20 protein-coding genes are annotated in these 25,454 nt (G+C 31.2%); 16 read left to right on the top strand and 4 right to left on the bottom strand.

Annotation, left to right across the window (positions count from 1 at the left end; translation table 11 throughout):
• The first annotated feature begins 41 nt into the window (after window positions 1-41).
• The 15 genes from hisG to Q0684_RS11720 all read left to right on the top strand — a co-directional run bounded on the left by hisG (window position 42) and on the right by Q0684_RS11720 (window position 21,773).
• Window positions 42-899: an ATP phosphoribosyltransferase gene (gene hisG, locus Q0684_RS11790; RefSeq protein WP_299016986.1), complete on the top strand. Its 858-nt coding sequence runs from the start codon at window positions 42-44 to the stop codon at window positions 897-899.
• Between the two features lie 108 nt (window positions 900-1,007).
• On the top strand, window positions 1,008-2,288 hold the full coding sequence (gene hisD, locus Q0684_RS11785) for a histidinol dehydrogenase (protein ID WP_299016983.1): 1,281 nt from the start codon (window positions 1,008-1,010) through the stop codon (window positions 2,286-2,288).
• Between the two features lie 255 nt (window positions 2,289-2,543).
• Window positions 2,544-3,605, top strand: a complete 1,062-nt coding sequence (hisC, locus tag Q0684_RS11780) for a histidinol-phosphate transaminase (RefSeq protein ID WP_299016981.1) — start codon at window positions 2,544-2,546, stop codon at window positions 3,603-3,605.
• 35 nt (window positions 3,606-3,640) lie between these two features.
• Window positions 3,641-4,777, top strand: coding sequence for a bifunctional histidinol-phosphatase/imidazoleglycerol-phosphate dehydratase HisB (hisB, locus tag Q0684_RS11775; RefSeq protein ID WP_299016978.1), 1,137 nt, complete (start codon window positions 3,641-3,643; stop codon window positions 4,775-4,777).
• A gap of 69 nt (window positions 4,778-4,846) precedes the next feature.
• Complete coding sequence (gene hisH, locus Q0684_RS11770) at window positions 4,847-5,440, top strand: imidazole glycerol phosphate synthase subunit HisH (protein ID WP_299016975.1); 594 nt, start codon at window positions 4,847-4,849, stop codon at window positions 5,438-5,440.
• A gap of 15 nt (window positions 5,441-5,455) precedes the next feature.
• The gene (hisA, locus tag Q0684_RS11765) at window positions 5,456-6,214 is read left to right on the top strand and encodes a 1-(5-phosphoribosyl)-5-[(5-phosphoribosylamino)methylideneamino]imidazole-4-carboxamide isomerase (RefSeq protein ID WP_299016972.1); all 759 of its coding nucleotides are present in this window, start codon (window positions 5,456-5,458) and stop codon (window positions 6,212-6,214) included.
• Window positions 6,215-6,249: 35 nt separating this feature from the next.
• Window positions 6,250-7,005 (top strand): imidazole glycerol phosphate synthase subunit HisF, encoded by a 756-nt coding sequence (gene hisF / locus Q0684_RS11760; protein WP_299016969.1) that lies wholly within the window; start codon window positions 6,250-6,252, stop codon window positions 7,003-7,005.
• 86 nt (window positions 7,006-7,091) lie between these two features.
• The gene (gene hisIE, locus Q0684_RS11755; protein WP_299016966.1) at window positions 7,092-7,691 is read left to right on the top strand and encodes a bifunctional phosphoribosyl-AMP cyclohydrolase/phosphoribosyl-ATP diphosphatase HisIE; all 600 of its coding nucleotides are present in this window, start codon (window positions 7,092-7,094) and stop codon (window positions 7,689-7,691) included.
• Window positions 7,692-8,175: 484 nt separating this feature from the next.
• On the top strand, window positions 8,176-9,069 hold the full coding sequence (locus tag Q0684_RS11750; protein ID WP_299016962.1) for an EamA family transporter: 894 nt from the start codon (window positions 8,176-8,178) through the stop codon (window positions 9,067-9,069).
• Between the two features lie 11 nt (window positions 9,070-9,080).
• A complete protein-coding gene (locus Q0684_RS11745) occupies window positions 9,081-10,382 on the top strand; it encodes an MFS transporter (RefSeq protein ID WP_299016959.1) in 1,302 nt (433 codons plus the stop codon).
• A gap of 313 nt (window positions 10,383-10,695) precedes the next feature.
• Window positions 10,696-12,579, top strand: coding sequence for a T9SS type A sorting domain-containing protein (locus Q0684_RS11740; protein WP_299016957.1), 1,884 nt, complete (start codon window positions 10,696-10,698; stop codon window positions 12,577-12,579).
• Between the two features lie 74 nt (window positions 12,580-12,653).
• Entirely contained in the window at window positions 12,654-17,396 is a 4,743-nt protein-coding gene (locus Q0684_RS11735; protein WP_299016954.1) for a glycosyl hydrolase, read from the top strand.
• 150 nt (window positions 17,397-17,546) lie between these two features.
• Window positions 17,547-18,857, top strand: coding sequence for a DEAD/DEAH box helicase (locus Q0684_RS11730; protein WP_299016951.1), 1,311 nt, complete (start codon window positions 17,547-17,549; stop codon window positions 18,855-18,857).
• 28 nt (window positions 18,858-18,885) lie between these two features.
• Complete coding sequence (locus Q0684_RS11725) at window positions 18,886-20,226, top strand: DEAD/DEAH box helicase (RefSeq protein ID WP_299016948.1); 1,341 nt, start codon at window positions 18,886-18,888, stop codon at window positions 20,224-20,226.
• An 11-nt stretch (window positions 20,227-20,237) separates the two neighbouring features.
• Complete coding sequence (locus Q0684_RS11720) at window positions 20,238-21,773, top strand: SDR family oxidoreductase (RefSeq protein ID WP_299016945.1); 1,536 nt, start codon at window positions 20,238-20,240, stop codon at window positions 21,771-21,773.
• Between the two features lie 322 nt (window positions 21,774-22,095).
• Here the strand turns inward: Q0684_RS11720 and Q0684_RS11715 are convergent, their stop codons facing one another.
• Window positions 22,096-22,995: an EamA family transporter gene (locus tag Q0684_RS11715; RefSeq protein WP_299016942.1), complete on the bottom strand. Its 900-nt coding sequence runs from the start codon at window positions 22,993-22,995 to the stop codon at window positions 22,096-22,098.
• 59 nt (window positions 22,996-23,054) lie between these two features.
• A complete protein-coding gene (locus tag Q0684_RS11710; protein ID WP_299016939.1) occupies window positions 23,055-23,552 on the bottom strand; it encodes a hypothetical protein in 498 nt (165 codons plus the stop codon).
• A gap of 119 nt (window positions 23,553-23,671) precedes the next feature.
• Here Q0684_RS11710 and Q0684_RS11705 point away from each other — a divergent pair, with 119 nt between their 5' ends.
• Window positions 23,672-23,914 carry a hypothetical protein gene (locus tag Q0684_RS11705; RefSeq protein ID WP_299016937.1) on the top strand — a complete coding sequence of 81 codons (243 nt, stop codon included), beginning with the start codon at window positions 23,672-23,674 and terminating at the stop codon, window positions 23,912-23,914.
• 413 nt (window positions 23,915-24,327) lie between these two features.
• Here the strand turns inward: Q0684_RS11705 and Q0684_RS11700 are convergent, their stop codons facing one another.
• Together Q0684_RS11700 and Q0684_RS11695 are read right to left on the bottom strand one after the other, a co-directional pair.
• On the bottom strand, window positions 24,328-24,711 hold the full coding sequence (locus Q0684_RS11700) for a DUF2237 domain-containing protein (RefSeq protein ID WP_299016934.1): 384 nt from the start codon (window positions 24,709-24,711) through the stop codon (window positions 24,328-24,330).
• Window position 24,712: 1 nt separating this feature from the next.
• Window positions 24,713-25,453 carry an arylesterase gene (locus tag Q0684_RS11695; protein WP_299016930.1) on the bottom strand — a complete coding sequence of 247 codons (741 nt, stop codon included), beginning with the start codon at window positions 25,451-25,453 and terminating at the stop codon, window positions 24,713-24,715.
• Window position 25,454 lies beyond the last annotated feature (1 nt).

Here is a 25,454-nt window from a genome sequence, read left to right as displayed (position 1 = left end):
TGTTTGTTCACATTTAGAACAATAAAAAGAGAACAATAAAGATGAAAAATTTAAGAATTGCAGTACAAAAATCAGGAAGACTAAATGAAGATTCTATGAGAATCTTAAAAGATATTGGTATTTCTATAGACAATGGTAAAGACCAATTAAAAGCAGCTGCAAGAGATTTTCCAGTAGAAGTTTTTTACTTAAGAAATGGCGATATTCCTCAATATTTAAAAGATGGCGTTGTAGATGCTGCCATTATTGGAGAAAATGTACTTATAGAAAAAGGAGCAGATATAGAATTTATAGAACGTTTGGGTTTTTCTAAATGTAAAGTTTCTATTGCCGTGCCAAAAGAATCTAAGGCAAACTCTTTAAAAGATTTAGATGGCAAACGCATTGCAACGTCTTACCCAGAAACTGTAAAAAAGTATTTAAAAGCGCAAAATATTAATGCACAATTGCACAAAATTAATGGTTCTGTAGAAATTGCACCAAATATTGGTTTGGCAGATGGTATTTGCGATATTGTTTCTAGTGGCTCAACTTTATTTAAAAACGGATTAAAAGAAATAGAAGTGCTATTAAAGTCAGAAGCCGTTTTAGCAGTTTCCCCGGCAATTTCAGACGAAAGAATGGCAATTTTACAGAAAATTCAGTTTAGAATTCAGTCGGTTTTAAAAGGTAGAAATTCTAAATATGTATTGTTAAATGCACCAAATGACAAGCTAGACGCTATATTAAATTTGTTGCCAGGTATGCGTAGCCCAACAGTTTTGCCATTGGCAGAAAAAGGTTGGAGTTCTGTACACACTGTAATTTCTAAAAATCAGTTTTGGGAAATTATAGACGAATTAAAAGCAAACGGCGCAGAAGGTATTTTAGTTTGCCCAATAGAAAAAATGGTGCTTTAATATTTGGGCGTTTTAACGGGCTTTACACTATATCTTTTTTCAGAAAAAGAAAAAAGGATGCCGTTTCAATCCCTAACGCTCACGCAAGTTTATAAGAGATAGTAAATTATGAAAATTATAAATTACCCTTTAAAAAAAGATTGGAAAAAAATCTTAGAAAGACCAACCAAAACCGTTGATGATATTGAAGGTATTGTAAACAATGTTTTTACAGATGTTAAAGAAAATGGCGATAAAGCCATTGCCAAATACACACAAAAATTTGACGGAGTTGCTATAGAAAACGCAATCGTTTCAGAAACTGAAATTAAAGAAGCAATTGGTTTAGTTTCAACAGAATTAAAGGAAGCTATACAAATAGCCAAATCTAATATAGAAGCTTTTCATAAAGCACAAAAAACAGAAAAAGTCTTTTTAGAAACCACAAATGGAGTGGAGTGTTGGCAAGAAAAAAGACCAATTACCAAAGTTGGTTTGTACATTCCAGGAGGAACTGCACCACTTTTTTCTACAGTTTTAATGCTATCTGTTCCTGCACAAATTGCAGGTTGTAAAGAAATTGTATTGTGTTCACCACCAAATGCAGCAGGTACAATTCACCCAGCAATTTTATACACGGCCAATTTATGTGGTGTTACTAAAATTGTAAAAATGGGTGGCATACAAGCCATTGCAGGTTTAACCTTTGGTACACAAACAATTCCACAAGTCTATAAAATATTTGGTCCTGGTAATCAGTTTGTAACTGTTGCAAAACAACTTTCTACAAAATTTGGTGTGGCTATAGACATGCCTGCAGGTCCAAGTGAATTGTTAGTGGTTGCAGATGATGCTGCAGACGCAAGTTTTGTAGCGTCAGATTTGTTAAGTCAAGCAGAACATGGTGTAGATTCTCAAGTTATTTTGGTATCAACATCAGAAAAACTAATTAATGATGTTGAAGTTGAAATCAACAAACAAATTTTAGAGCTACCTCGTTTAGAAATCGCAAAAAAAGCAATAGAAAATTCAAAATCTATTTTGGTAAAAGATGATGCTGAGGCTTTAGATTTAATTAACGAATATGGTCCAGAGCATTTTATTGTGTGCACAAGTGATGATGACTTTTATGTAAACAATATAGAAAACGCAGGTTCTGTTTTTATTGGGAATTACACACCAGAAAGCGCAGGAGATTATGCATCTGGCACAAACCATACCTTACCAACAAACGGATTTACCAAAGCATATTCAGGTGTAAATTTAGATAGTTTTAATAAAAGTATTACGTTTCAAAAAATATCTAAAACAGGAATACAAAATATAGGAAAAGCCATAGAAATTATGGCAGAAATAGAAGGTTTACAAGCGCATAAAAATGCGGTTTCTATCAGGTTAAAAACCTTATAGAAACCGTGCTGAACTTGTTTCAGTGCATTTAAAGTAAAAAGACCTGTCAGGTTTTTAAAACCTGAAAGATCTAGATTAAAATAAAATTGTCATCAGTAATTAGAAATTTATTATGAGATTTCTCAATCGCCTAAAAAGGCTCATTTCGAAATGACAGTTTTAAAATTAAAAATAAAAAGGACAAGTTATTCTTCCTTTTCAGGAAGATTTCCTAAGAAAAGATAATAACCCTTAAAGGGTTAGAGAATATTAAATATGAAAACAGGTTTTAATATTAATAACTTAGTTAGAGAAAACATAAAATCTCTAAAACCATATTCCTCTGCAAGAGACGAATATAAAGATGCTACTTCAGATGAAATGGTGTTTTTAGACGCGAATGAGAACCCGTTTGAAAACGGTGTAAATCGTTATCCAGATCCACAACAGCATGCTGTAAAAGAATTATTATCAGCAATAAAAAATGTTTCCAAAGAAAATATTCTATTAGGAAATGGGAGTGATGAGGTTTTAGATTTACTGTTTAGAGCTTTTTGTGAGCCAAAGGAAGATAATATCATTACTTTACCGCCAACTTATGGTATGTATGCTGTTTTAGCAAACATTAATAATGTGGAGAATAGAACTGTTTTATTAACGCAAGATTTTCAACCAAAAGTAGATCAGATTTTAGAAAATGTAGATGCAAATTCTAAAATGCTTTTTTTATGTTCACCCAATAATCCTTCAGGCAATAGTTTTTCAACAAAAATAATAGAAGAATTATTGCAAAAATTTAAAGGTTTTGTAATTATAGATGAAGCTTATATTGACTTTTCTAAAGAAGTAAGTTGGTTAGAAAGATTGGAAGAATTCCCGAATTTAATAGTAACACAAACCTTATCTAAAGCTTATGGTTTGGCAGGAATTAGATTAGGAGTTTGTTATGCATCACAAGAAATTATAAAGATTTTAAACAATATTAAACCACCTTATAATGTAAACGAATTAACCCAACAAAAAGCAATTGAGCGTTTACAAAAGGTAGCTGAAGTACAAGTAGAAATTAATAAAATAAAAGAACAAAGAACCTTATTAGTTCAAAGTTTAAAAGAAATCGATTTTATTACTAAAATTTACCCATCAGATTGTAATTTTGTGTTGGTAAAAGTTGATGATGCCAACCAACGCTACAACCAATTAATAGCCAAAGGAATTGTAATTAGAAACAGAACCACACAACCTTTATGCGAAAATTGTTTGCGTTTAACAGTTGGGACAGAAGAAGAGAATAATAAATTGATTAAAGCTTTAGAGCAATTAGCTGTTAGCAATTAGCTAAAAGCCAAAAGCCAAAAGCTAAAAGCGAGATCATGAAAAAAGTACTATTTATAGACAGAGACGGAACTTTAGTTCTAGAACCACCAGTAGATTATCAACTAGATAGTCTAGAAAAGTTAGAATATTACCCAAAAGTATTTCAATACATGGCAAAAATTGCGACAGAATTGGATTATGAATTGGTTATGGTTACCAATCAAGATGGTTTGGGAACAGATTCTTTTCCTGAAGATACGTTTTGGCCAGCTCAAAATAAAATAATTGATGCTTTTGCCAAAGAAGGCGTTATTTTTTCTGAAATTTTTATCGATAAAACTTTTCCGCATGAAAATGCAGCAACACGCAAACCAAGAACAGGTTTGTTAACAAAATATTTTTCTGAAGATTACGATTTAGAAAACTCTTTTGTTTTAGGTGATCGAATTACAGACATGGAATTGGCTAAAAATTTAGGAGCAAAAGGTATTTATTTATCAGAAGACCCTGAATTAGGAGCAGATGAAATAGAAACTTCTAAACAAGAAATTTTAGACTGTATTGCTTTAACATCTACAGATTGGGCTGCAATTTATGAGTTCTTAAAATTAAAAGATCGACTAGTAGAAATTACTAGAAATACCAATGAAACCAAAATTTACATCAAATTAAATTTAGATGGTTCTGGTAAAAATGAAATTGCCACAGGTTTGCACTTTTTTGATCATATGCTAGATCAAATTGGTAGACATGGAAATATGGATTTAACCATAAAAGTAGATGGCGATTTAGAAGTAGATGAACACCATACTATAGAAGATACCATGATTGCTTTTGGAGAGTTATTCAACAAAGCATTAGGTAATAAATTGGGTATAGAACGTTATGGTTTCTGTTTGCCAATGGACGATTGTTTGGCGCAAGTTGCAGTTGATTTTGGAGGAAGAAATTGGTTGGAATGGGACGCTGAATTTAAAAGAGAAAAAATTGGTGACATGCCAACAGAAATGTTTTTTCACTTATTTAAATCGTTTACAGATGGCGCAAAATGCAACCTAAATATTAAAGCAGAAGGTGTTAATGAACATCATAAAATAGAAGGAATTTTTAAAGCCTTTGCAAAAGCAATGAAAATGGCTGTAAAAAGAGATCCTAATAAGATGTTTTTACCATCAACAAAAGGAATGTTATAATTTAGCTACTAGCTTTTTGCCATTAGCTATTTGCTAAAAGTCAAAAGCCAAAAGCCAAAAGCTTTAAATATGAAATTAGTAATTATAGATTACGGAGCAGGAAATATAAAAAGTATTCAGTTTGCTTTTAAAAGATTAGGAGTAGATGCTATTTTAACAAATAATGTTGATGAAATTAAAGCGGCAGATAAAGTGATTTTTCCTGGTGTTGGAGAAGCAAGTTCTGCAATGAAAATGTTAAAAGAAAGTGGTTTAGATAAACTAATACCTACTTTAAAACAACCTGTTTTAGGAATTTGTTTGGGCATGCAATTAATGTGTAATTCATCTCAAGAAGGAAATACCAAAGGATTGGGTGTTTTTGATGTAGCTATAAAACGTTTTTCCAATAAAGTTAAAGTTCCACAAATGGGTTGGAACGTAATTTCTAATTTAAAATCGGATTTATTTTCAGGAATTAAAGAAAAAGAATTTATGTATTTAGTACATAGTTTTTATGCAGAAAAATGTGAGGAAATGATTGCTGAAACAGATTATGAAATTGCATATGCCTCTGCTTTACAAAAAGATAATTTTTATGGTGTGCAATTTCATCCGGAAAAAAGTGGAAATGAAGGTGCAAAAATTTTACAGAACTTTTTGGAACTAAAAACCAACAACTAAAAACTAACAACTATTTTGAGAATAATTCCAGCAATTGACATTATAGACGGCAAATGTGTTCGTTTAACAAAAGGTGATTACAATACTAAGAAAATCTACAACGAAAATCCATTAGAAGTTGCTAAAGAATTTGAAGATGCAGGTATTGAATATTTACATGTAGTGGATTTAGATGGTGCAAAAGCAAGCCAGATTGTAAACCATAAAGTCTTAGAACAAATTGCTACAAAAACCAATTTAAAAATTGATTTTGGTGGTGGTTTAAAAGCTGATAAAGATTTAGAAATTGCTTTTAATTCTGGTGCAAATCAGATTACAGGTGGCAGTATTGCAGTTAAAAATCCAACAATTTTTAAAAGTTGGATTGAGAAATTTGGTTCAGAAAAAATAATTTTAGGTGCCGATTTTTATCCAGATAATTCAGGAGGAAAAATTGCAACAAACGGCTGGCAAGAAGAAAGTAGTTTAGAATTAATTCCTTTTATTAAAGACTACCAAAAAGAAGGCATTCAGTATGTAATTTGTACCGATATTTCTAAAGATGGCATGTTACAAGGCCCAAGTTTTGATACTTATACAGATATTTTAAATCAAACTGTCATTTCCACTGAAGCGGAGAAATCTTTAAAGTTAATCGCTTCAGGAGGAATTTCAGCTTTTGATGAATTACCAAAACTAGCAGCAAATGGTTGTGAAGGTGTAATTATTGGAAAAGCGATTTATGAGAATAAAATTAGCTTAAAACAGCTGGAACAATTTATTATAAATAATTAAAAGTCCCTTCCCTTTGGGAAGGTTAGGATGGGATTATGTTAACAAAAAGAATAGTACCTTGTTTAGATATTAAAAACGGAAGAACTGTAAAAGGTGTAAATTTCGTAAATTTAATAGATGCTGGAGATCCTGTGGTTTTAGCAAAACAATATGCAGATTTAGGAGCAGATGAATTGGTGTTTTTAGATATTGCTGCAACGCTAGAAAACAGAGGAACCACGTTAGATATGGTTCTAAAAGTAGCTGAACAAGTAAATATTCCGTTTACAGTGGGTGGTGGAATTTCTTCTGTTGCACATGTAGACAAATTATTAAGATGTGGTGCAGATAAAGTTTCAATCAATTCATCTGCAGTAAAAAGACCAGATTTAATAAACGAATTGGCAGAAAAGTTTGGGAACCAATGTGTGGTGGTGGCAATAGATGCAAAACAGGTGGCTGGAGAATGGTTAGTGCATTTGGCAGGAGGCACAATTCCTACAGAAATTAGGTTATTTGATTGGGCAATAGAAGTTGAAAAACGTGGCGCAGGAGAAATATTGTTTACTTCTATGAATCATGATGGAACCAAAGCTGGTTTTGCAAATGAAGCCTTGGCACATTTATCATCCATAGTCAATATACCAATTATAGCTTCTGGTGGCGCAGGAACCATACAGCATTTTGCAGATACTTTTATTGAAGGAAAAGCAGATGCAGCTTTGGCAGCAAGTGTGTTTCATTTTGGTGAAATACCAATTTTAGAATTGAAACAAGAATTGAAGAAACAGAGTATACCTGTAAGATTATAAATATAAATGTCATTTCTAGCGCAGTCGAGAAATCTATAGTTTTGAGATTTCTCCGTTTTAGTCGAAATGACACATAACCAAATAAAATGAACATAGATTTCAATAAAAATAACGACGGTTTAGTACCAGCAATCATTCAAGATGCCACTACAAAAAACGTATTAATGTTAGGTTACATGAATGAAGAGGCTTTTGCAAAAACGCAAGAAACCAAATTGGTTACTTTTTTTAGTAGAACTAAAAATAGACTATGGACCAAAGGTGAAGAAAGTGGAAATGTGCTAAATTTAGTGGATATTAAATTAGACTGTGACAACGATTCATTATTGATTCAAGTAAATCCACAAGGACCAACTTGCCATAAAGGTACAGATACTTGCTGGAAGGAAGAAAACAATTCAAATTTTGGATTCTTTTCTACTTTAGAAAATGTAATTACAGAGAGAGTTGCCAATAAGGACACTAAAAAATCTTATGTAGCGAGCTTGTTTGATAAAGGAATTAACAAAGTTGCTCAGAAAGTAGGTGAAGAGGCTGTAGAAACTGTTATTGAAGCAATGGACAATAATGATGAGTTATTCTTGTATGAATCTGCAGATTTACTTTTTCATTATTTAATGCTGTTACAAGCCAAAGGTTTTACCTTAAAAGATATTGAAACAGAATTGATGAAAAGACAGAAATAGGCTAAATATTTATTAAATTTTAAATGACCAAATAGACTTTCTGTTCGGTCATTTTTTTTTTGTAAAACAAATTCTAATTTGTGGTTATCAAACTCTAATTTCGATCCCAAATTTTATTTATCAAAACTAATTTTGAAGAAATATAAACTTTAATTTTAGTAAAATGGAACAACACAACCAACAACCACATTGTATAAGCTTAAAAACTTTAATTTTTGCGATGCATTTAGTTCATTTATATCTAAAGCCCCTGTTAAATATCGGAACAAAAAAATCCCAAATTACGAAACCTAAAGTAAGTATAAAATAATGTTTTAGTGATGGATCAAAAAGATATTTCTTATCCAATTACAACTACTTTTTATTATTTATTTAATGCACAAATCACAATAAAACATAAGCAATAAATTATGTGTTTTAAACTAGATAAAATAGTGATTTGCAAAATAATAATAGTAATTTTGCAACTTTTAAAAAATAAGTATTGAAAGCTACTAAAACCCAAATATTAATTGTTTTTGCATTTATTGCTATTTATGTAATTTGGGGTTCTACCTATTTATTTAATAAAGTTGCAGTTACAGAGTTACCGCCGTTTTTTTTAGCAAGCATACGTTTTTCTACAGCAGGTGTTTTAATGATGCTTATTGCTAAAATTGTTGGTGCTAATTTCAAAATTTCTTTAAATCAATTTAAAAACGCAACTATTGCCTCTTTCTTTTTTTTAATTCTAGGAAACAGTGTATTTGTTTGGGCTTTACAATTTGTAGATAGTGGTTTTGCGGCTTTAATAGCATCTACACAACCGCTGTTTGTATTGTTAATTCTACGTTTTATCGACAGAAAACCAATGCAGAAAAAATCTATTATTGGCGTTACTTTAGGTATTCTAGGAATGTACTTGTTAATTAGTCAGCAAGAATTGGTTACTTCTGCACAAACAGCTACTGGTATTTTAGTAATGTTAGGTTGTGTTTTAGGGTGGAGTTATGGTGGTGTTTTTGTTTCTAAGGCAGATTTACCTAAAAACTTTTTAGTAAGCACAGGCATACAAATGATTGTTGCTGGTGTATTTTTGGCTCTAATAAGCCTAAGTTTTAAAGAAACTTGGTCTTTACCAACAAGTTGGAGTAGTAATGTGCAAATTGCAATGCTTTTATTAATTTTTCTTGGTGGTATTGTTGCTTTTACGGCATTTAATTATCTTTTAAAAGTGGTTTCTACAGAAAAAGTAGCTACATCTGCATACGTAAATCCTGTAATTGCCTTGTTTATGGGTTGGTGTTTTTTAGATGAAAAAATAAGTATGCAATCTATGGTTGCTTCTGCAATTTTGTTAACAGGCGTTTATTTTATAACTTCAAGAAAAAGAAGGTAAATCTATAGCAAATGAATCCGAATAAATACTCATTTATAAATCCAAAGAAATTTCCATTTTTTTATGGTTATGTAATTCTGTTTTTTGGCAGTATTGGTGTTTTGTTTAGTATTCCTGGTCAAACTGTAGGCGTTTCTGTATTTACAGATCCTGTTAAAGATGCTTTGGGTTTAACAAGAAATCAGTTTAGTAATGGGTATATGATTGGTACTTTACTAAGTGCCTTTTTTGTAACCAAAGCAGGTGTTTTGTTCGATAAATTTGGTGCAAGAATTGTTGCTTTTTTTGCGGCTACAGGCTTAGGTTTGGCACTATTGTTATTTTCCATATCAGAAAATATTAGTAGTTTTTTAAAAACTAGTTTTCATACAGATTCTTGGATTATTTCTTTTGTAATTATTTGTTTGTTGTTCTTTTTCATTCGTTTTTGTGGCCAAGGCGTTTTAACTATGGCTTCTAGAAACATGGTAATGATGTGGTTTGATAAAAACCGTGGCAAAATGAACTCAATAAGTAGCATAACCGTTTCTTTAGGTTTTTCTAGTTCTCCAATTTTAATAAATTATTTAATTGATAAAAGTGGATGGGAGGTAAGTTGGCAAATTCTAGCACTTTGTTTATTTATATTCAGTGTTTTAATACTTCAATTTTACAGAAACAAACCAGAAGATTTTGGATTTATTCCTGATGGTTTTGTTAAGAAAACAAAAAAAGAAAATACGCCTGTTACAGAAATTAATTTTACCTTAAAAGAGGCAAAAAAAACACGTGCCTTTTGGATGTTTGGTTTGGCATTATCTTTTAATAGCTTTTTTGCTACAGGCTTTACGTTTCATGTAATTTCTATTTTTAAAAGTCAAGATTATAGTAAAGAAGAGGCGATTGCTATATTTTTGCCAGTTTCTGTAATTGCCATAATCACATCAACATTAGCCAATATTTTGAGTGATTATGTACAACACAAAATTTATTTGTTTATAATGATCTGTTGTGGATTTTTAGTCGCCTTTGGTTTACTTTTATTAAATGAATCCTATGGCGTTTATCTTTTAGTAATTGGTTTAGGTGGTTTTAGTGGTTTATTTGCAGTTGTAAATGCTGTAACTTGGCCTCGTTATTTTGGTAGGAAGTATCTAGGGGAAATTACAGGTAAAGTAATGAGTTTTTTAGTAATTGCTAGTGCTTTGGCGCCAAGTTTAATGAGTTATTGCTATACAAAACTAGGTAGTTATAGCTACGTGAGTTATGTTTTAATTGCTTTTTTGGTGTTTTTAGCTATTGGATCTGTAAAGATGAATAAGCCATTAAAATAGATAATTAACAAGTTCTACGATAATCAAACTTAAAATTATTTTTAATCTTTTAAAAAATCAACACAACATTTTATAATTTCACTCAACAACTTCAATTTAAACCACAACATTACCCATACAATTTGTATCATAGGCGATTTAATTCATTGAAATTATTGTTTTTTTTATAACCGAAATGTCTATGTTTATTCATAACTATAAAAAATTAAACATCTTTTTTTATATTGTATGTTTTTTATATAGGTTTTTTTTGCGAATTTAATAATATGTTCTATTAAATTTACGGAAACAATAATTACAAACACATTTAGATATGAAAAAAATTACTTTACTCATTTTATTATTGAGCACAGCAATAGGCTATTCTCAAAAAGCACCAGTAAATTTTGAAACTGGTGGAGAAGGAACTACTTGGAATTGGGTTGTAAATGATAATGACTCTAATCCAGCCTTAGAAATAGTTGCAAATCCTAACACTACAGGTATTAACACATCTGCAACAGTAGCAAAATTTACGGCTTTAACAACCGGTAATCCTTGGGCACTTGTAATTAGCGAAGATATTGGAAGTTTTACTTTTGATAACACCAATAGTCTAGTTAAATTAATGGTTAGAAAAGATGTAACTACAGATGTTGGTGTAAAATTAGAAGGAGATGGCGGTGTAGCCAAAGAAATTAGAGCTACTACAACTATTATTAACGGAGAATGGGAAGAGTTGACATTTAATTTTCAAACAGAAATTGGAGTTACTTATAATAAATTGGTTATTATCCCAGATTTTCTTGCTAGAACTCAAGATAATATCATTTATTTTGACAATCTTACTTTTAATGCGCAAGAAGGAGATTCTAATCCTTATAACTTAGAGCCAATAGATTTTGAAAGTAATGGTTTTGGTAAATATTTTACTTGGACAATAGATCAAAATGATAGCAATCCAGCTTTAGAATTTGTAGAAAATCCAAATAAAGCAGGAATTAACTCTTCTGAAACTTGTGCAAAGTTTACGGCTAAAGCTGCCGGCAACCCATGGGCTTTAACTTTTACAGACATACCTAATTTTATTTTTGATGATACAAACAATCAAGTAAAAATTATGGTTAGAAAAATGATAGCAACAGATGTTGGTATTAAGTTTGAAGGGCCTGCAGGAGTTAATAAAGAAATAAAGGTGGCAAATACCATTTCCAACGGAGATTGGGAAGAATTGACTTTCGATTTTAGTTCAGAAAACGGAAAAACTTATAATAGAATCGTGTTAATTCCAGATTTTTTAGAAAGAAGCCAAGACAATGTACTTTATTTTGATACCATTACATTTAATGCCAAAGATAATGAGGAACAATCATCCAATGATAACAATATAGTTACCATAGATCCAGCTGTTGCTTGGAAAGGTTATATAACCGTTTTTGATACTTCTGGTGGTTATCAATTTGGATCAGAATGGGGTTTTGCTGATGTAAAAACTTCTTTTGATGGATCTAGTATTGTTTTACAACCTAATTTTAACGCTTATGCAAACGCCTTAGGTGGTGCAGATGGAGATAGAGCTTTTTGGACAAACTCAACTGATGGAGGTGTTACAGCTGGTGCAAAAGGGAATAAAATTATGGAAGCTTCCTCTTTTGTAGAGCCAGGAGAAACTTTTAACGGTAAAGATTTAACCTTTACAGGAAAAATAGTTGCTAATACTTTAAGTGAAGCGTATACTGGTAAGTTTTTTATAAAAGCTTTAGATCCAAATAATGGTTTTGCTGATGTTTTTAACGGCTCTAAAGTATTGGATTTGCCTACTTCTGGTGCATTTACTATAGCTGCAACTGGAGATGAATTAGCTGCTGGTTTAATTATACAGTATGGTTTTGTAATTAATGGTTTAAATGCAAATCCAGCAGAAGAAACTTCTTTGGGAAGCATTGTTATAGAAGCAAACACTTTAAGTACAGCAAACGTTCAAAAAGCTTTGTTTACTTCTTATCCAAATCCAACAAGAAATTCTTGGACAATAAACACTGCAGATACAAAAATTAAATCGGTAGAAGTATATAATTTATTAGGTAAAAAAGTAGCAACTGTTAAAGGTAATACGAACACTGCCATAGTAGATGCCTCAAATTTAAGTACTGGAATTTATATGGCAATTATAAACAGTGAAAAAGGTACAAGTTCTTTAAAATTAATTAAAGAGTAAATTCTTTTTCAAATTAAATTAATTAAAAGAGTGATACTTAAAATATCACTCTTTTTTAATTAAATAAATAACTCATGATTCATAAAAACACACTTTTATTTTTATTTTTATTGATACAATCATTTTTGTTTAGTCAAATAAATGTTGGTAAAGGAAGCTATACAACTACATTTCCGGGTACAGATGCTGCAGGTAGAAATGGTTTTCCATCAGGTGCTCCTCAACTGAGTGGAAATGCACTAGGTAAGCCTGTGCCAACAAATGATTGGTGGTCTAAATTGATAAAAGAAAATCATGCAGATAATTTATTTAATTATCCAATGACCTTAAAAACAACCAACACAGGTTTAATAGTTACTTATATTCCCTGGGGTGTTATTGGAGATTCTGCTCCAATAGAAGTTGGTTTAACGGGTTTAAACACAAATAAAACAACAGTTTCAGATTATTCAGATTGGACAGTTACTATGAATTGGCAAGATGCTGATAATAATTTAGAGACTACAGCTGGTATTGGACTGCCATTTTTGTATTTTGAAAAAGATGCAAATGATATTGTCGAAATAAAAATAAACGCTGGAAATGTAACTATTAATAACGAAATACTAATTGTAGAAAATGCTTCTAGTGATGCAGATTTTGTTTTTTATGCACCCACAGGGAGTACTTGGTTGCAAAACGGAAACTTGTATACTTCTAATTTAAATGGCAAAGAATATTGGTCTATGGCAATGCTGCCTTTAGATAATAATAATGTAAATACTACTGCACAAGCGTATAAAAAATATGCATACGTTTTTCCAAAAAACACAACAACATCTTGGTTGTACAATGAAAATAATTCAATAGTTACTACAACTTTTACAGTAGAAACTTCAGTAAAGGAAGGCACAGAAACAAATGTGCTCTTAGGTTTGTTGCCTCATCAATGGAGTAACTTGGCTACAACATCGCTTAAACCAGAAGAAGCAATTTACAAAACGTTAAGAGGAGATTTAAAAACATTAAACGGCAATAGTTTTGTGGTAGAAAATACTTTTAAAGGAATTTTACCAACATTGCCTTATTTAGCAAATTACAGTAATGGTTTTAGTCCGTCTGAATTGGAAAGTAAAATTGCTCAAATAGAAAATGATGGTTTGGCTACTTGGACAGATTCTTACAATGAAGGTCAGGTTATGAATCGTTTAATTCAAACAGCAAGAATTGCAGATCAAACAGGAAATTTTGTAGCTAGAGATAAAATGATTGCCACTGTAAAAGAACGTTTAGAAGACTGGTTAACCTATCAAACGGGAGAAAAAGCTTTTTTATTTTATTACAATAGCACATGGTCTACAATGTTAGGGTATCCTTCTGGTCATGGGCAAGACACTAATATTAACGACCATCATTTTCATTGGGGTTATTTTATACATGCTGCTGCATTTATGGAGCAATTTGAACCGGGTTGGTCAAATAATTGGGCAGAAATGATTGATATTTTAGTAAGAGATGCAGCTTCACCAAATAGAGATGATACTCAATATCCTTTTCTTAGAAATTTTAGTCCTTATGCGGGTCATAGTTGGGCAAATGGTTTTGCGACTTTTCCTCAAGGAAACGATCAAGAATCTACATCAGAAAGTATGCAATTTGCTTCATCTTTAATTCATTGGGGCACAATTACAGAGAATAAAACCATAAGAGATTTAGGAATTTATATTTATACCACAGAACAAACTGCTGTAGAAGAATATTGGTTTGATGTACATAAACGTAATTTTAGACCAGAACAACAATTTAGTTTGGTTTCTAGAGTATGGGGAAATTCTTATGATAATGGTACTTTTTGGACGGCTGATATTGCTGCTTCTTATGGTATAGAAATGTATCCTATTCATGGAGGTTCTTTATATTTAGGACACAATCAAAACTATGCAAAAGAATTGTGGAATGAAATTTCTGTAAATACAGGAATTCTAAGTAATGAAGAAAATCCAAATTTATGGCATGATACCTATTGGAAATATTTATCTCTAATAGATTCACAAGCGGCAATAGATTTGTATAATTCTAATCCAAATAGGAATTTAAAATTTGGCATTTCAGACGCTCAAACCTATCATTGGTTACACAGCATAAATGCTTTGGGTATTGTAGATGCTACAATTACGGCTAATTATCCTATTGCAACTGTTTTTACTAAGGATTCAGAAAAAATATATGTCGCACATAATTATTCAAATACAGCAATTACGGTTACATTCTCAGATGGTTACAATTTAAATGTTCCTGCAAATAAAATGGCTACAAGTTTAGATGTTAATTCAACAGGAACGCTTTCATCCGATTTTAAACAAGCATTTCCCAACGGTAGTATCAATTTATCTGCAACAGTTTCAGGCACAGGAATTACGAAAGTAGCATTTTTTGATGGAGAAACTTTTTTAGGAGAAGACACAACTGCTCCTTATTCAATTAAAGCAGAAAATCTTTCATTAGGAATTCATGGAATGTATGCTAAAATTTATGAAGGAGATAAGTTTAATGTCACTAATATCGTCAGCATCCAAGTTGGAGAACAAGTTCCGTTTTCTGGAACTCCATTTGCAATTCCAGGAACTATAGAATCTGGTGAATATGATAAATTTGAAGGTGGTTTAGGACAAAATATTGCTTATGTAGATACTTCTGTTGGTAACAATGGGAACTTTAGAACAAGTGAAAACGTAGATGTTGCATCAATTAATGGAGAAGGAGAAACTGTGGGTTGGATTTCTTCTGGAGAATGGCTAGAATATTCTGTAAATGTTGCAACTGCAGGCTTATATAATTTGAATTTTAGGTATGCTTCTGGAAACGATAATGGTGGTGGCCCTTTCTTTTTTGAAGTTGAAGGTAAAAAAATAAGCACAGATTTTAAGGTTTCTAGCACTGGAGGATGGGATTCTTGGAGTTCAAAAACTGTTTCTGATATTGCGCTTACCAAAGGAGAAAATGTATTAAGATTATTTTTTAGTGATGGCGAATTCAATCTTGGTAAAATGACGTTTACTTATAAAGAACCATTTGATTTTACTCTTCCTACAGCAAATGCTGGAGAAAATGTAACTGTAATTTCGCCAGCTACTAATGCAAATTTAGATGGTTCATTAAGCAAGCATCCAGAAAATAAAAATATTACCTATTTATGGGAACAAATTTATGGACCAACAACTGTAATTTTTAACGGTTTTACAGAAACATCTCCTATTATATCAAATTTAGAAGAAGGTGTCTACAAGTTTAAATTAACAGTAAATGATGGCAATTACACTGATTTTGATGAAGTTCTAGTAATTGTTTCCAAAACGGGAAATACAAACCCTACAGTTGCCATTACTTCTCCAAGTAATAATAGCACGTTTGAAGAAAATAAAACAATTAAAATAACAGCAACTGCAAGCGATTTAGATGGTAACATTACTTTAGTAGAATTTTATGATGGAACTACAAAAATAGGAGAGGATGCAACAGAACCTTATCGCTTAGATTGGGAAAATGCTAGTATTGGAAGTCATGCAATTACTGCAGTTGCAACAGATAATAAAAATGCTAAAACTACATCAGAAGTTATAATTTTAGATGTTGAGGAAGTAGTGTCTTGTTCAGAATCTTCAAATGCTGCACAGCAAGGAGCATTTTCTAAAGGTTATAAGGCTAATTTTGAAACTGTTGGTAATACAGTAACCATTTCTTTTGAATTGTTAGATACCGATAAACAAGGTGTTATTGCTTTTTTATGGCAACAAACTCCTTTTGCAGAAACACAAATGGAAAATACTACTGGTTTAAAATTCACCAAAAAAATTAATGGTTTTACAAAAGGAGAAACCATAACGTATGCATGTAAATTTGCTTTTGCTGGTGGATTGTCTGTTACCAAATACATAAGCTATGTTGTTGGAGAAAACTGTGGAGAAAATTCTGGAGATACAGAAGCACCAACAAATTTTACAGCAACTTTAGGGAATGTTACCTCTAATTCTGTAGAATTATTAGTACAAGCTAATGACAATTCTGGTACAGTTGTTTATGAAGCCAATTATAATGCTAACAAAACAAGTATTACAGGAAACTCAGGAACTCAAAAATCTTTAATAATTGCAAATTTAACTGCAGAAACTACTTATAATTTTCAAATTGATGCCGCTGATTTAACAGGAAATAAAGCAGTTAACAATTCAATAGAAATTGAGGTTACAACAAAAGCAGATTTAAGTACAGAATGTGCTGGAAATAGTTCAGATGCACAACAAGGTGCTTTTAGTTTGGGTTATACCTATGATTTTAAAACAGATGGAACAGCAGTAACTTTTACTTTTGAGTTGTTAGATACTGATAAAACAGATGTTATTGCGTTTCTATGGAAACAAAGTCCTTTTAATGAGGTACAAATGGACAAAATTTCTGGAAATAAATTTTCTAAAACTGTAAGTGGTTTTACAGACGGACAAACTATAAGTTATGCTTGTAAATTGGCTTTTGCTGGTGGTTTAGCCGTTACAAAATACTTTACATATACTGTTGGAGAAAATTGTACTTTAAAAACTGTGAATGAGATCTTTGATTCATCTATTCAGTTGTTTCCAAACCCTACAAAAGACAAAATTTCTATAAGTTCTAAAACAAGTACAATTCAAAAGGTTGAAATTTATTCCACACTTGGTAAAAGAGTATATGAAACAACGAATTCTTTTATTGATATTTCTTTAAAAGATATTTCTAATGGCATTTATATTGTAAAAATATATGGCGAAAATGTTATCAGTCTTAAAAAAATAATGAAACGATAAGTTTAACTTTTAAAAAAAATCATAAATACCACTGTTGGATAACAGTGGTATTTTTTTATGCTTTTTAGAAAAAAAATTACAAATGCTTGTAATAATTCTTTAACCCAACAAGTCTGCCTATATTTGTGCACTTTTTAAAATTATACAGCAATGGCTAATCAAATTAAAAATCAACAAGAAATCTTGCAAAAACTGGGTATTACGCAGTTGAATAGAATGCAAGAAGAAGCAGTTGCTACCATACGTAAAAATGATAATGTAATATTATTATCGCCAACAGGAACAGGAAAAACTTTGGCCTTTGCCTTACCATTATTAGAGTTTTTAGATCCGAATTTAGAAGAAATTCAGGCTTTAATATTAGTTCCTTCTCGCGAATTGGCAATACAAATAGAGCAAGTAATACGTTCTATGGGTTCTGGTTTTAAAGTAAATGCTGTTTATGGTGGTAGGCCTATGTCTAAAGACAAAATAGAATTGAAACATTTGCCAGCCATTTTAATTGGAACTCCAGGAAGAATATCAGACCATTTTGCAAACGAACGTTTTTCTAAAGAATACATTAAAACCTTAGTTTTAGATGAATTTGATAAGTCTTTAGAGGTTGGTTTTGAGTATGAAATGCGTGGCATAATAAATGAATTAACTACTTTAAATAAACGAATCTTAACTTCTGCAACACAAGGAGTTGAGATTCCTGATTTTGTAGCATTACAAAAACCAAACATTGTTAATTATTTAAAAGCAACTACTTCTAAATTACAAATTAAAACAGTTGTTTCTCCTGCAAAAAATAAGCAAAACACCTTATTACATTTATTAAATTTTATAGGCAATAAACAAGGAATTATCTTCTGTAATTTAAAAGATACAATTAATACGTTAAGCAACTTTTTGGAAACAAAAGATATAAAACATGGGTGTTTTAGTGGAGGAATGGAACAAAAAGACAGAGAACGTTCTTTAATAAAATTCAGAAACGGTACCAACCAACTTTTGGTTGCTACAGATTTAGCTGCAAGAGGTATAGATGTGCCTCAAATGGATTTTATAATTCACTATGAATTGCCACAAGCCGTAGAAGAATTTACACACAGAAACGGACGAACAGCAAGAGTTGCTGCAGAAGGAACTGCGTTTATTTTAAAATGGAAAGACGAACGTTTGCCAGAATTCATAAAAGAAGAAAGCATACAAAACATTTCTAAACAAGCAGAAAGAGAAGCTGTTTTTTGGGAAACTTTATTCATTTCTGGTGGTAGAAAAGATAAAATTTCTAAAGGAGATATTGCTGGTTTGTTTATAAAACAAGGTAAATTAGGTAAAAACGAATTAGGTATAATAGAACTGAAACAAGATTGTGCTTTTGTAGCAGTGCCTGCAACCTTAAGCAATAAATTAGTAGACCAACTTAATAACTCACGTTTAAAAAAGAAAAAAGTTAGAATTTATAAAGTTTAAAATTCAATTATTTTCAAAAAAATACAATATGTCAAAGCAGTTTTCAGATTTAGGAATTCAAGAAGAACTTCAAAAAGGTTTAGCCGATTTAAATATCTCTAAACCCACAGAGGTTCAAGAAAAAGTAATTCCAGTTTTATTAAACAAAACAGCAGATGTTGTGGGTTTGGCAAAAACAGGAACAGGTAAAACTGCAGCTTTTGGTTTGCCTTTATTGCAATTAATTGATACGAAAAACAAAGAAGTTCAAGCTGTAATTTTAGCGCCAACAAGAGAGTTAGGTCAGCAAATTGCTAGTAATTTAGAAGCGTTTGCAAAATATATTCCTGCTATTTCTATTGCCTCAATTTGTGGCGGAATTCCCATTAAACCTCAAATAGAACGCTTAAAACAAGACACACACATTATTGTTGCAACTCCTGGTAGATTAGCAGATTTAGTAAAAAGAGAAGCTGTAAACCTTAAAAATATTGCTTATTTCATTTTAGATGAAGCAGATGAAATGGTAAGTGCTCTAAAAGAAGGTTTAGATTTAATTATTAAAGAAATTCCTAAAAAAAGAAGAACATTACTGTTTACAGCAACCTTATCTGGTGGAATTAAACAATTGGTAAACAATTACATGTCTAAAGAAATACTTCAAATAAAAGTAAATATGGAATCTTTAGGGCATGAAGGAATTGACCACAAATATGTGGTTGTAGAACCCATAGAAAAATTAGAAGTTTTATTACATTTCTTAAATTCTAATGCTGGTAAACGTGGTATTATTTTCTGTAAAACAAAAGCAGCAGTTAATAAATTGGCTAAAAAACTGGCTATAAATAAATTTTCATCGGGTGCAATTCATGGAAGCTTAACTCAAGGCATTCGAGATCGAATTATGAATCAGTTTAGAGATGGCCATTTAGATATTTTAGTGGCAACAGATTTGGCTGCAAGAGGTATTGATGTTAAAGACCTTTCTTATGTTGTAAATTATCATTTACCAGACACGTATGATGCGTATGTGCACAGAAGTGGAAGAACAGCTAGAGCAGGAGCAAGCGGACTTTCACTAACCATTATTCAGGAAGAAGAAGTACAAGATATTGCCGATTTTGAATATGAATTAGACATCCGTTTTGAACGATTTAAAAAAGCAGACGCAAAGTCTATAGAGGAAAATAATGGTTTAATTTGGGCGAATAAAATTTTTAAAACAAAACCTAACAAACAAGTTTCAGAGGATTTTAAAGCGCAAATAAAAACCATATTTCATCATTTAACAAAAGATGAATTGGTAGATAAAATATTGGCGAATTATTTAGCAAATGTAAAAACAGCTAGTAGTACAACAGAAGTTTCAAAAAAGAAGAAAAAGAAGTAATTTTATCATCAATGAGCGATAAAAAACATAATAAAGAAATAGAAATTTGTATCAACACACTTCAAAAGTATTTAGATGATACAAATCAGTTATTTGAATTACCAGAAGAACAAAGAGTTGCTTTATTTAAGGTTGCAGGAGAACTTTCTCGCCCAAATAGAGACGAGTTTCAGCGCAGAAGAAAAGATGCAAAAAAAGCGGCAAAACGCAAGCAAATAGAAAGCGATAAACACGCTAGAAAATCAACAGGAATTCGTTCTGCAAGAGAAGCAGCTTTATTTGTAGCTCCAAAATTATTGAGTGCTGCAGCAATACCAGAAGACACACCAGAATTAAAATCGGCAAGAAACTGTTACGTTTGTAAAACACCATTTACCAAATTGCATCATTTTTATGATACAATGTGCTCAGCATGTGGCGATTTAAATTATGCAAAACGTTTTCAAACCGCAGATTTAACAGACCAAGTCGCAGTAATTACAGGTTCACGTTTAAAAATCGGGTATCATATTACCTTAATGTGTTTGCGCGCAGGTGCCACTGTTATTGCAACCACACGTTTTCCTGCAGATTCTGCCATTCGTTTTTCTAAAGAAGAAGATTATAAAGACTGGAGCCATCGTTTGCACATTCATGGTTTAGATTTAAGACACATACCAAGTGTAGAAATTTTTTGTAATTATATAGAACAACAATACAAAAGACTAGATATTCTTATAAATAATGCAGCACAAACGGTTAGAAGACCTTCTGGATTTTACTTCCATTTAATGGAAAATGAAAAGAAACCTTTAGAGCAACTGCCTAAAAAAGCACAAACCTTATTAAAAGCGCATAAAAGTTGTTTAGACGAATTGCAAAATTTAAGCGTTTCCACAGCAAAAACGAGTAAAAACAATGTTTTACCTGTAACTTGGCATGGTCCAGAACCAGGTATTGGTTTAAGAAATTCAGCAGAATTATCTCAAATTCCGTATAGTTTTGATAATTCTTTGCAAACTGCAGAAGTTTTTCCAGAAGGCGAGTTAGATGCAGATTTACAACAAGTAGATTTAAGAAAAACCAACAGTTGGCGTTTAAAATTAGGCCAAATTGAAACCACAGAAATGGTAGAAGTACAGTTGGTAAATGCAGTAGCACCTTTTGTTTTATGCAATCGTTTGTCTAATTTAATGATGAAAGAAAACACGGGCAAAAAACACATTATCAATGTAACTGCAATGGAAGGCAAGTTTCATCGTTTTAAGAAAGAAGACAGGCATCCACACACAAATATGGCAAAAGCCGCATTAAACATGTTAACGCACACATCTGCAAGTACCTTTGCAAAATCTGGTATTTACATGAATGCAGTAGACACAGGTTGGGTTACAGATGAAGATCCTGCAGAATTGGCAAAAAAGAAAGCAGAAACGCACGATTTTCAACCACCTTTAGACATTGTAGATGGCGCTGCAAGAGTTATGGATCCCTTAATTGATGGCATAAATACAGGCAAACATTGGTGTGGTAAATTCTTAAAAGACTATTTTCCAATAGATTGGTAATATTTCAATAATTTTTATTTGAAGCCATTCGCGCTTTCAACACTCGCTTCCCGCGAGAAAGCGGGAGAGCTCAAACATTAGCCTGTCCTGAGCGGAGTCGAAGGGTTTCAATCACGGCTAAACTTGTTTGATGCTTAATGCTTTATTGTAAAGTAACTCCTGTTTACTTACTAAAGTAAAAATAATTCATAAAATAGTTTTTAAAAATCTTTACAAACCAAAGAACAAATTTTAACTTTAAAACCTTCCAACTTAAAAACTTTCCAACTTTATAAACTTTATAAACTTTTCAACTTTACAACTTTACAACTATCCAAACTTCCTAAGCATACAAAATCAAGAAAACACCCAACAGAATACCAAAAAGAGGGACTAATTTTTTACGTTTATTTTGTTCTTTAAAAAGTAAGCCACCAACAACCACAGCAATAATTAACTGACTTCTTTTAATAGCAGAAAGTAACATAATTAAAGCCTCAGGATCTTGTAGCGCTTTAAAATAGAAGTAATCTGCGGTTTGTAATAAAATACCAACACCAATAATAGTCCATCTAAACGTAAAAGCCTTTCTTTTTTCTTGATAAGGAAACCAAGTAATACTTAATATAACCAGTAAAATTAATATGGTATAAAAACAGAACCAAAATTGCAAGGTTTGCGGATTCAAAAACAAACTTTGCACCAAAAACTTATCATACAAACCACTTAAAGCACCTAAAAAAGTTGCTCCAATTATGGCGAAAATCCATTTATTGCGTTTAAAAATAATCCCTTCTTTTTTTCCAATTTTAGAATACAATAAAACAGAGAGTATAATTACAAAGAAACCAATCCATTGTAAAAAGTTAGGCGATTCTTTATAGATAATTATCGCCCCAATAAAGGTGAAAAAGGGTCCTGCAGAACGTATAGGCGCAACAATTGTTATGGGTAAATGTTTTAAAGCCTGATAAGCTAAAACCCAAGAACTCGCCATAATCATCGATTTTATAAAAATAAAACCATGGGTTTTTAAAGGAATGGTATCAATAAAAAAACCAAGTTCTTTAGTAGCATCAGGATAATAAATAGATCCAATAAAAAAAGGAACAAAAACCATAAAACCCGCTAAAATTGTTCCTAATAAAACAGGAAAAACTTCATTGCCTTGTACCGCATGTTTTTTGCACAAATTGTGCAAACCTAAAAACAATGCCGCTAATAAACCTAAATACATCCACATAATGCGCGCGAAGATACTTTATTGAAGAAAACTGAAGTAAAAAATTGAATATTTATTTTCTAATCTGGGTAATATTCCCATTTGTTAATTTTACTAGAATAAAAATGAGTTGTTCCTTTTGTTCCTATATAATAGTAAAGTCTGTAGTCATTAGATTGTAGATGATAAGAAAAATTTCTAGTCAATTTTTGATTTTCAAAAGAATAATCAGCAATACTTTCAGGAAATTCACCATTCTTACTTTTGTAATTATCAATATAAGCTATAAGTGTTGCAGATTCGTTTTTTAATGTAAACCATTTAAAAACTAAAAAAGATTGATAAGGGATAATGACTAACCCAATAATGAATGCAAAAAATAAAGAGGTTACTTTTTTGCGTAAATAATAGAATAAAAACGGAATAACATTTAGAAATAAAATTAAAATAAATAGAAATTGCTTTACTTCACCCAATGTAAAATAGGCAAAATAGCAGCTTAGTAATTCTAAAAACAATAAGCTTATTAGAATTATTTTAAAATTTAAATCACCTTTGTTATTTAACGCTAATTTCATTCTATTTAGTAACAACAAATATAGAACGACTTTAAATGTGTGTTATTTTATATCTAGTTGTGCAACATTAGTAAAAACCGATAGAATTTCGCATATTTAGAATACAAAAGCATAGCAAAATGGCAACAGTTGACAAAATAAGAACCGGATTAATTGACAAAATTCTTTCAATTAATAATAAAGAATTTTTAGAAGCACTTGATAAATTAATTTCATCTAGCAAATCTGAATCAGAAATTGTGGAATTAACTAATGAGCAGAAGTTAATGTTAGAAATGAGCGAAAAGGATATAAAAGACGGAACGTTGATTTCTCAAGAAGCGATGAATAAAAGAAATCTGGAATGGCTAAACGCAATGTAATTTGGACAAGAATTGCTGATATACAATTCGTCGGAATTTTAGAATATTGGGTTAAGAAAAACAAATCAACCACATATTCAAAAAAACTTATAAAATTAACTTCAGAGAGAACTAAAAAAATTGCAGAAAGCCCTTATATTTATTAGGAAACTGATTTCAAAAATGTAAGAGTTGCTTATTTAGGAAATTTTAGCATTTACTACAAAGTATATGATGAAGAAATTATTATAAGTGCTTTTTGGGATAATCGACAAGACCCGAAAAAACTTCTGAAAATATTAGGAAATAAGCAATAACTTTAACCGCCTTCGTTTAAAATTTATTTTCATTTAAAACTTACTTAATAAAAGTCTTGTACACTTCAAATGCAATAAATTCTTACTAACGTTATGCAAAATCCAACACATCAAATATTATACAATCACAAAAGCATATTTTTTAAGCAATTCTAAAGAAACATATTTTAAGGCCACTTTATGAGTCGCTTTTAAATCTACTAAAGGAGCAACTCTCGCTTTTTCTGCTTCTTTCCATCTAGAAACGCATAAGCACCATTTGTCTCCTGGTTTTAAACCCGGAAAATTATAAAAGGGTATAGGCGTAATTAAATCGTTTCCTTTAGATAAAGAATATTTTAAAAATTCTTCGGTAACAACTGCACAGACCACATGTGTACCAGAATCTTGCATATTAGTATTGCAAAAACCATCTCTAAAAAAGCCAGTTTTTGGCTTACAGGAGCAAAGTTCTAATGGTGTATCCAACACATTTAACACTCCGTTTTTGGTGTTTTCCATATTACAAAATTTCTTTTAAAATTATCCAAACATTTTCTGCTAAAATGCTATGACCTTCTGCTGTTGGGTGTATGCCATCAGTTTGATTTAAAGCTGAAATTCCACCTACATTTTCTAGTAAAAAAGGAACTAAAGCCAATTTGTTTTTTGCTGCAAGATTTGGAAAAATGTTTTTGAAAGCTGTAGCATATTCTGGACCCATATTTGGCGGAATTTGCATTCCTGCCAGTACAATTTTTGTATCAGGATATTTCTTTTTTACACGACTGATAATGGTTTGTAAATTCTTTTCGGTTTCTTTTAAAGGCAAACCACGTAAACCATCATTTGCACCCAATTCTAATATAAAAATGTCTGGTTTTGTGCTTAAAACCCAATCTATTCTGTTTTTACCTCCAGCAGTGGTTTCACCACTTACGCCAGAATTAACAACGGTATATTTTAATTGTAAACTGTCTATTTTTTGCTGAATTAAGCCAGGAAAAGCATCGTTTATATCGTCTAAACCATAGCCAGCCGTTAAACTATCTCCAAAGAAAATAATTTTTTTTGAAGTCGTTTTTTGGGATTTTACAACTTTAGTTGATTGCTTTGAATCAAATGATAAGTTCGTTGGCTTATCAGTTTTATTTTTACAAGAAACAAATACTATCAACAAAGAAAAATAACAGAATTTTAAGAAAATAACTCGTTTTAAAAAGCCTTGTTTCATTTTCAATTGATTATTTTTCGATGTGTTCATT

Source organism: uncultured Polaribacter sp. (assembly GCF_947503875.1).
GTDB lineage: Bacteria > Bacteroidota > Bacteroidia > Flavobacteriales > Flavobacteriaceae > Polaribacter.
This window is presented reverse-complemented; position numbering and strand designations above follow the sequence as displayed.

Coding starts and splice junctions, on each gene's coding strand:
- hisG (WP_299016986.1), top strand. CDS start 42: ATGAAAAATTTAAGAATTGCAGTACAAAAATCAGGAAGACTAAATGAA.
- hisD (WP_299016983.1), top strand. CDS start 1,008: ATGAAAATTATAAATTACCCTTTAAAAAAAGATTGGAAAAAAATCTTA.
- hisC (WP_299016981.1), top strand. CDS start 2,544: ATGAAAACAGGTTTTAATATTAATAACTTAGTTAGAGAAAACATAAAA.
- hisB (WP_299016978.1), top strand. CDS start 3,641: ATGAAAAAAGTACTATTTATAGACAGAGACGGAACTTTAGTTCTAGAA.
- hisH (WP_299016975.1), top strand. CDS start 4,847: ATGAAATTAGTAATTATAGATTACGGAGCAGGAAATATAAAAAGTATT.
- hisF (WP_299016969.1), top strand. CDS start 6,250: ATGTTAACAAAAAGAATAGTACCTTGTTTAGATATTAAAAACGGAAGA.
- hisIE (WP_299016966.1), top strand. CDS start 7,092: ATGAACATAGATTTCAATAAAAATAACGACGGTTTAGTACCAGCAATC.
- Q0684_RS11745 (WP_299016959.1), top strand. CDS start 9,081: ATGAATCCGAATAAATACTCATTTATAAATCCAAAGAAATTTCCATTT.
- Q0684_RS11740 (WP_299016957.1), top strand. CDS start 10,696: ATGAAAAAAATTACTTTACTCATTTTATTATTGAGCACAGCAATAGGC.
- Q0684_RS11735 (WP_299016954.1), top strand. CDS start 12,654: ATGATTCATAAAAACACACTTTTATTTTTATTTTTATTGATACAATCA.
- Q0684_RS11730 (WP_299016951.1), top strand. CDS start 17,547: ATGGCTAATCAAATTAAAAATCAACAAGAAATCTTGCAAAAACTGGGT.
- Q0684_RS11725 (WP_299016948.1), top strand. CDS start 18,886: ATGTCAAAGCAGTTTTCAGATTTAGGAATTCAAGAAGAACTTCAAAAA.
- Q0684_RS11720 (WP_299016945.1), top strand. CDS start 20,238: ATGAGCGATAAAAAACATAATAAAGAAATAGAAATTTGTATCAACACA.
- Q0684_RS11715 (WP_299016942.1), bottom strand. CDS start 22,995: ATGTGGATGTATTTAGGTTTATTAGCGGCATTGTTTTTAGGTTTGCAC.
- Q0684_RS11710 (WP_299016939.1), bottom strand. CDS start 23,552: ATGAAATTAGCGTTAAATAACAAAGGTGATTTAAATTTTAAAATAATT.
- Q0684_RS11705 (WP_299016937.1), top strand. CDS start 23,672: ATGGCAACAGTTGACAAAATAAGAACCGGATTAATTGACAAAATTCTT.
- Q0684_RS11700 (WP_299016934.1), bottom strand. CDS start 24,711: ATGGAAAACACCAAAAACGGAGTGTTAAATGTGTTGGATACACCATTA.
- Q0684_RS11695 (WP_299016930.1), bottom strand. CDS start 25,453: ATGAACACATCGAAAAATAATCAATTGAAAATGAAACAAGGCTTTTTA.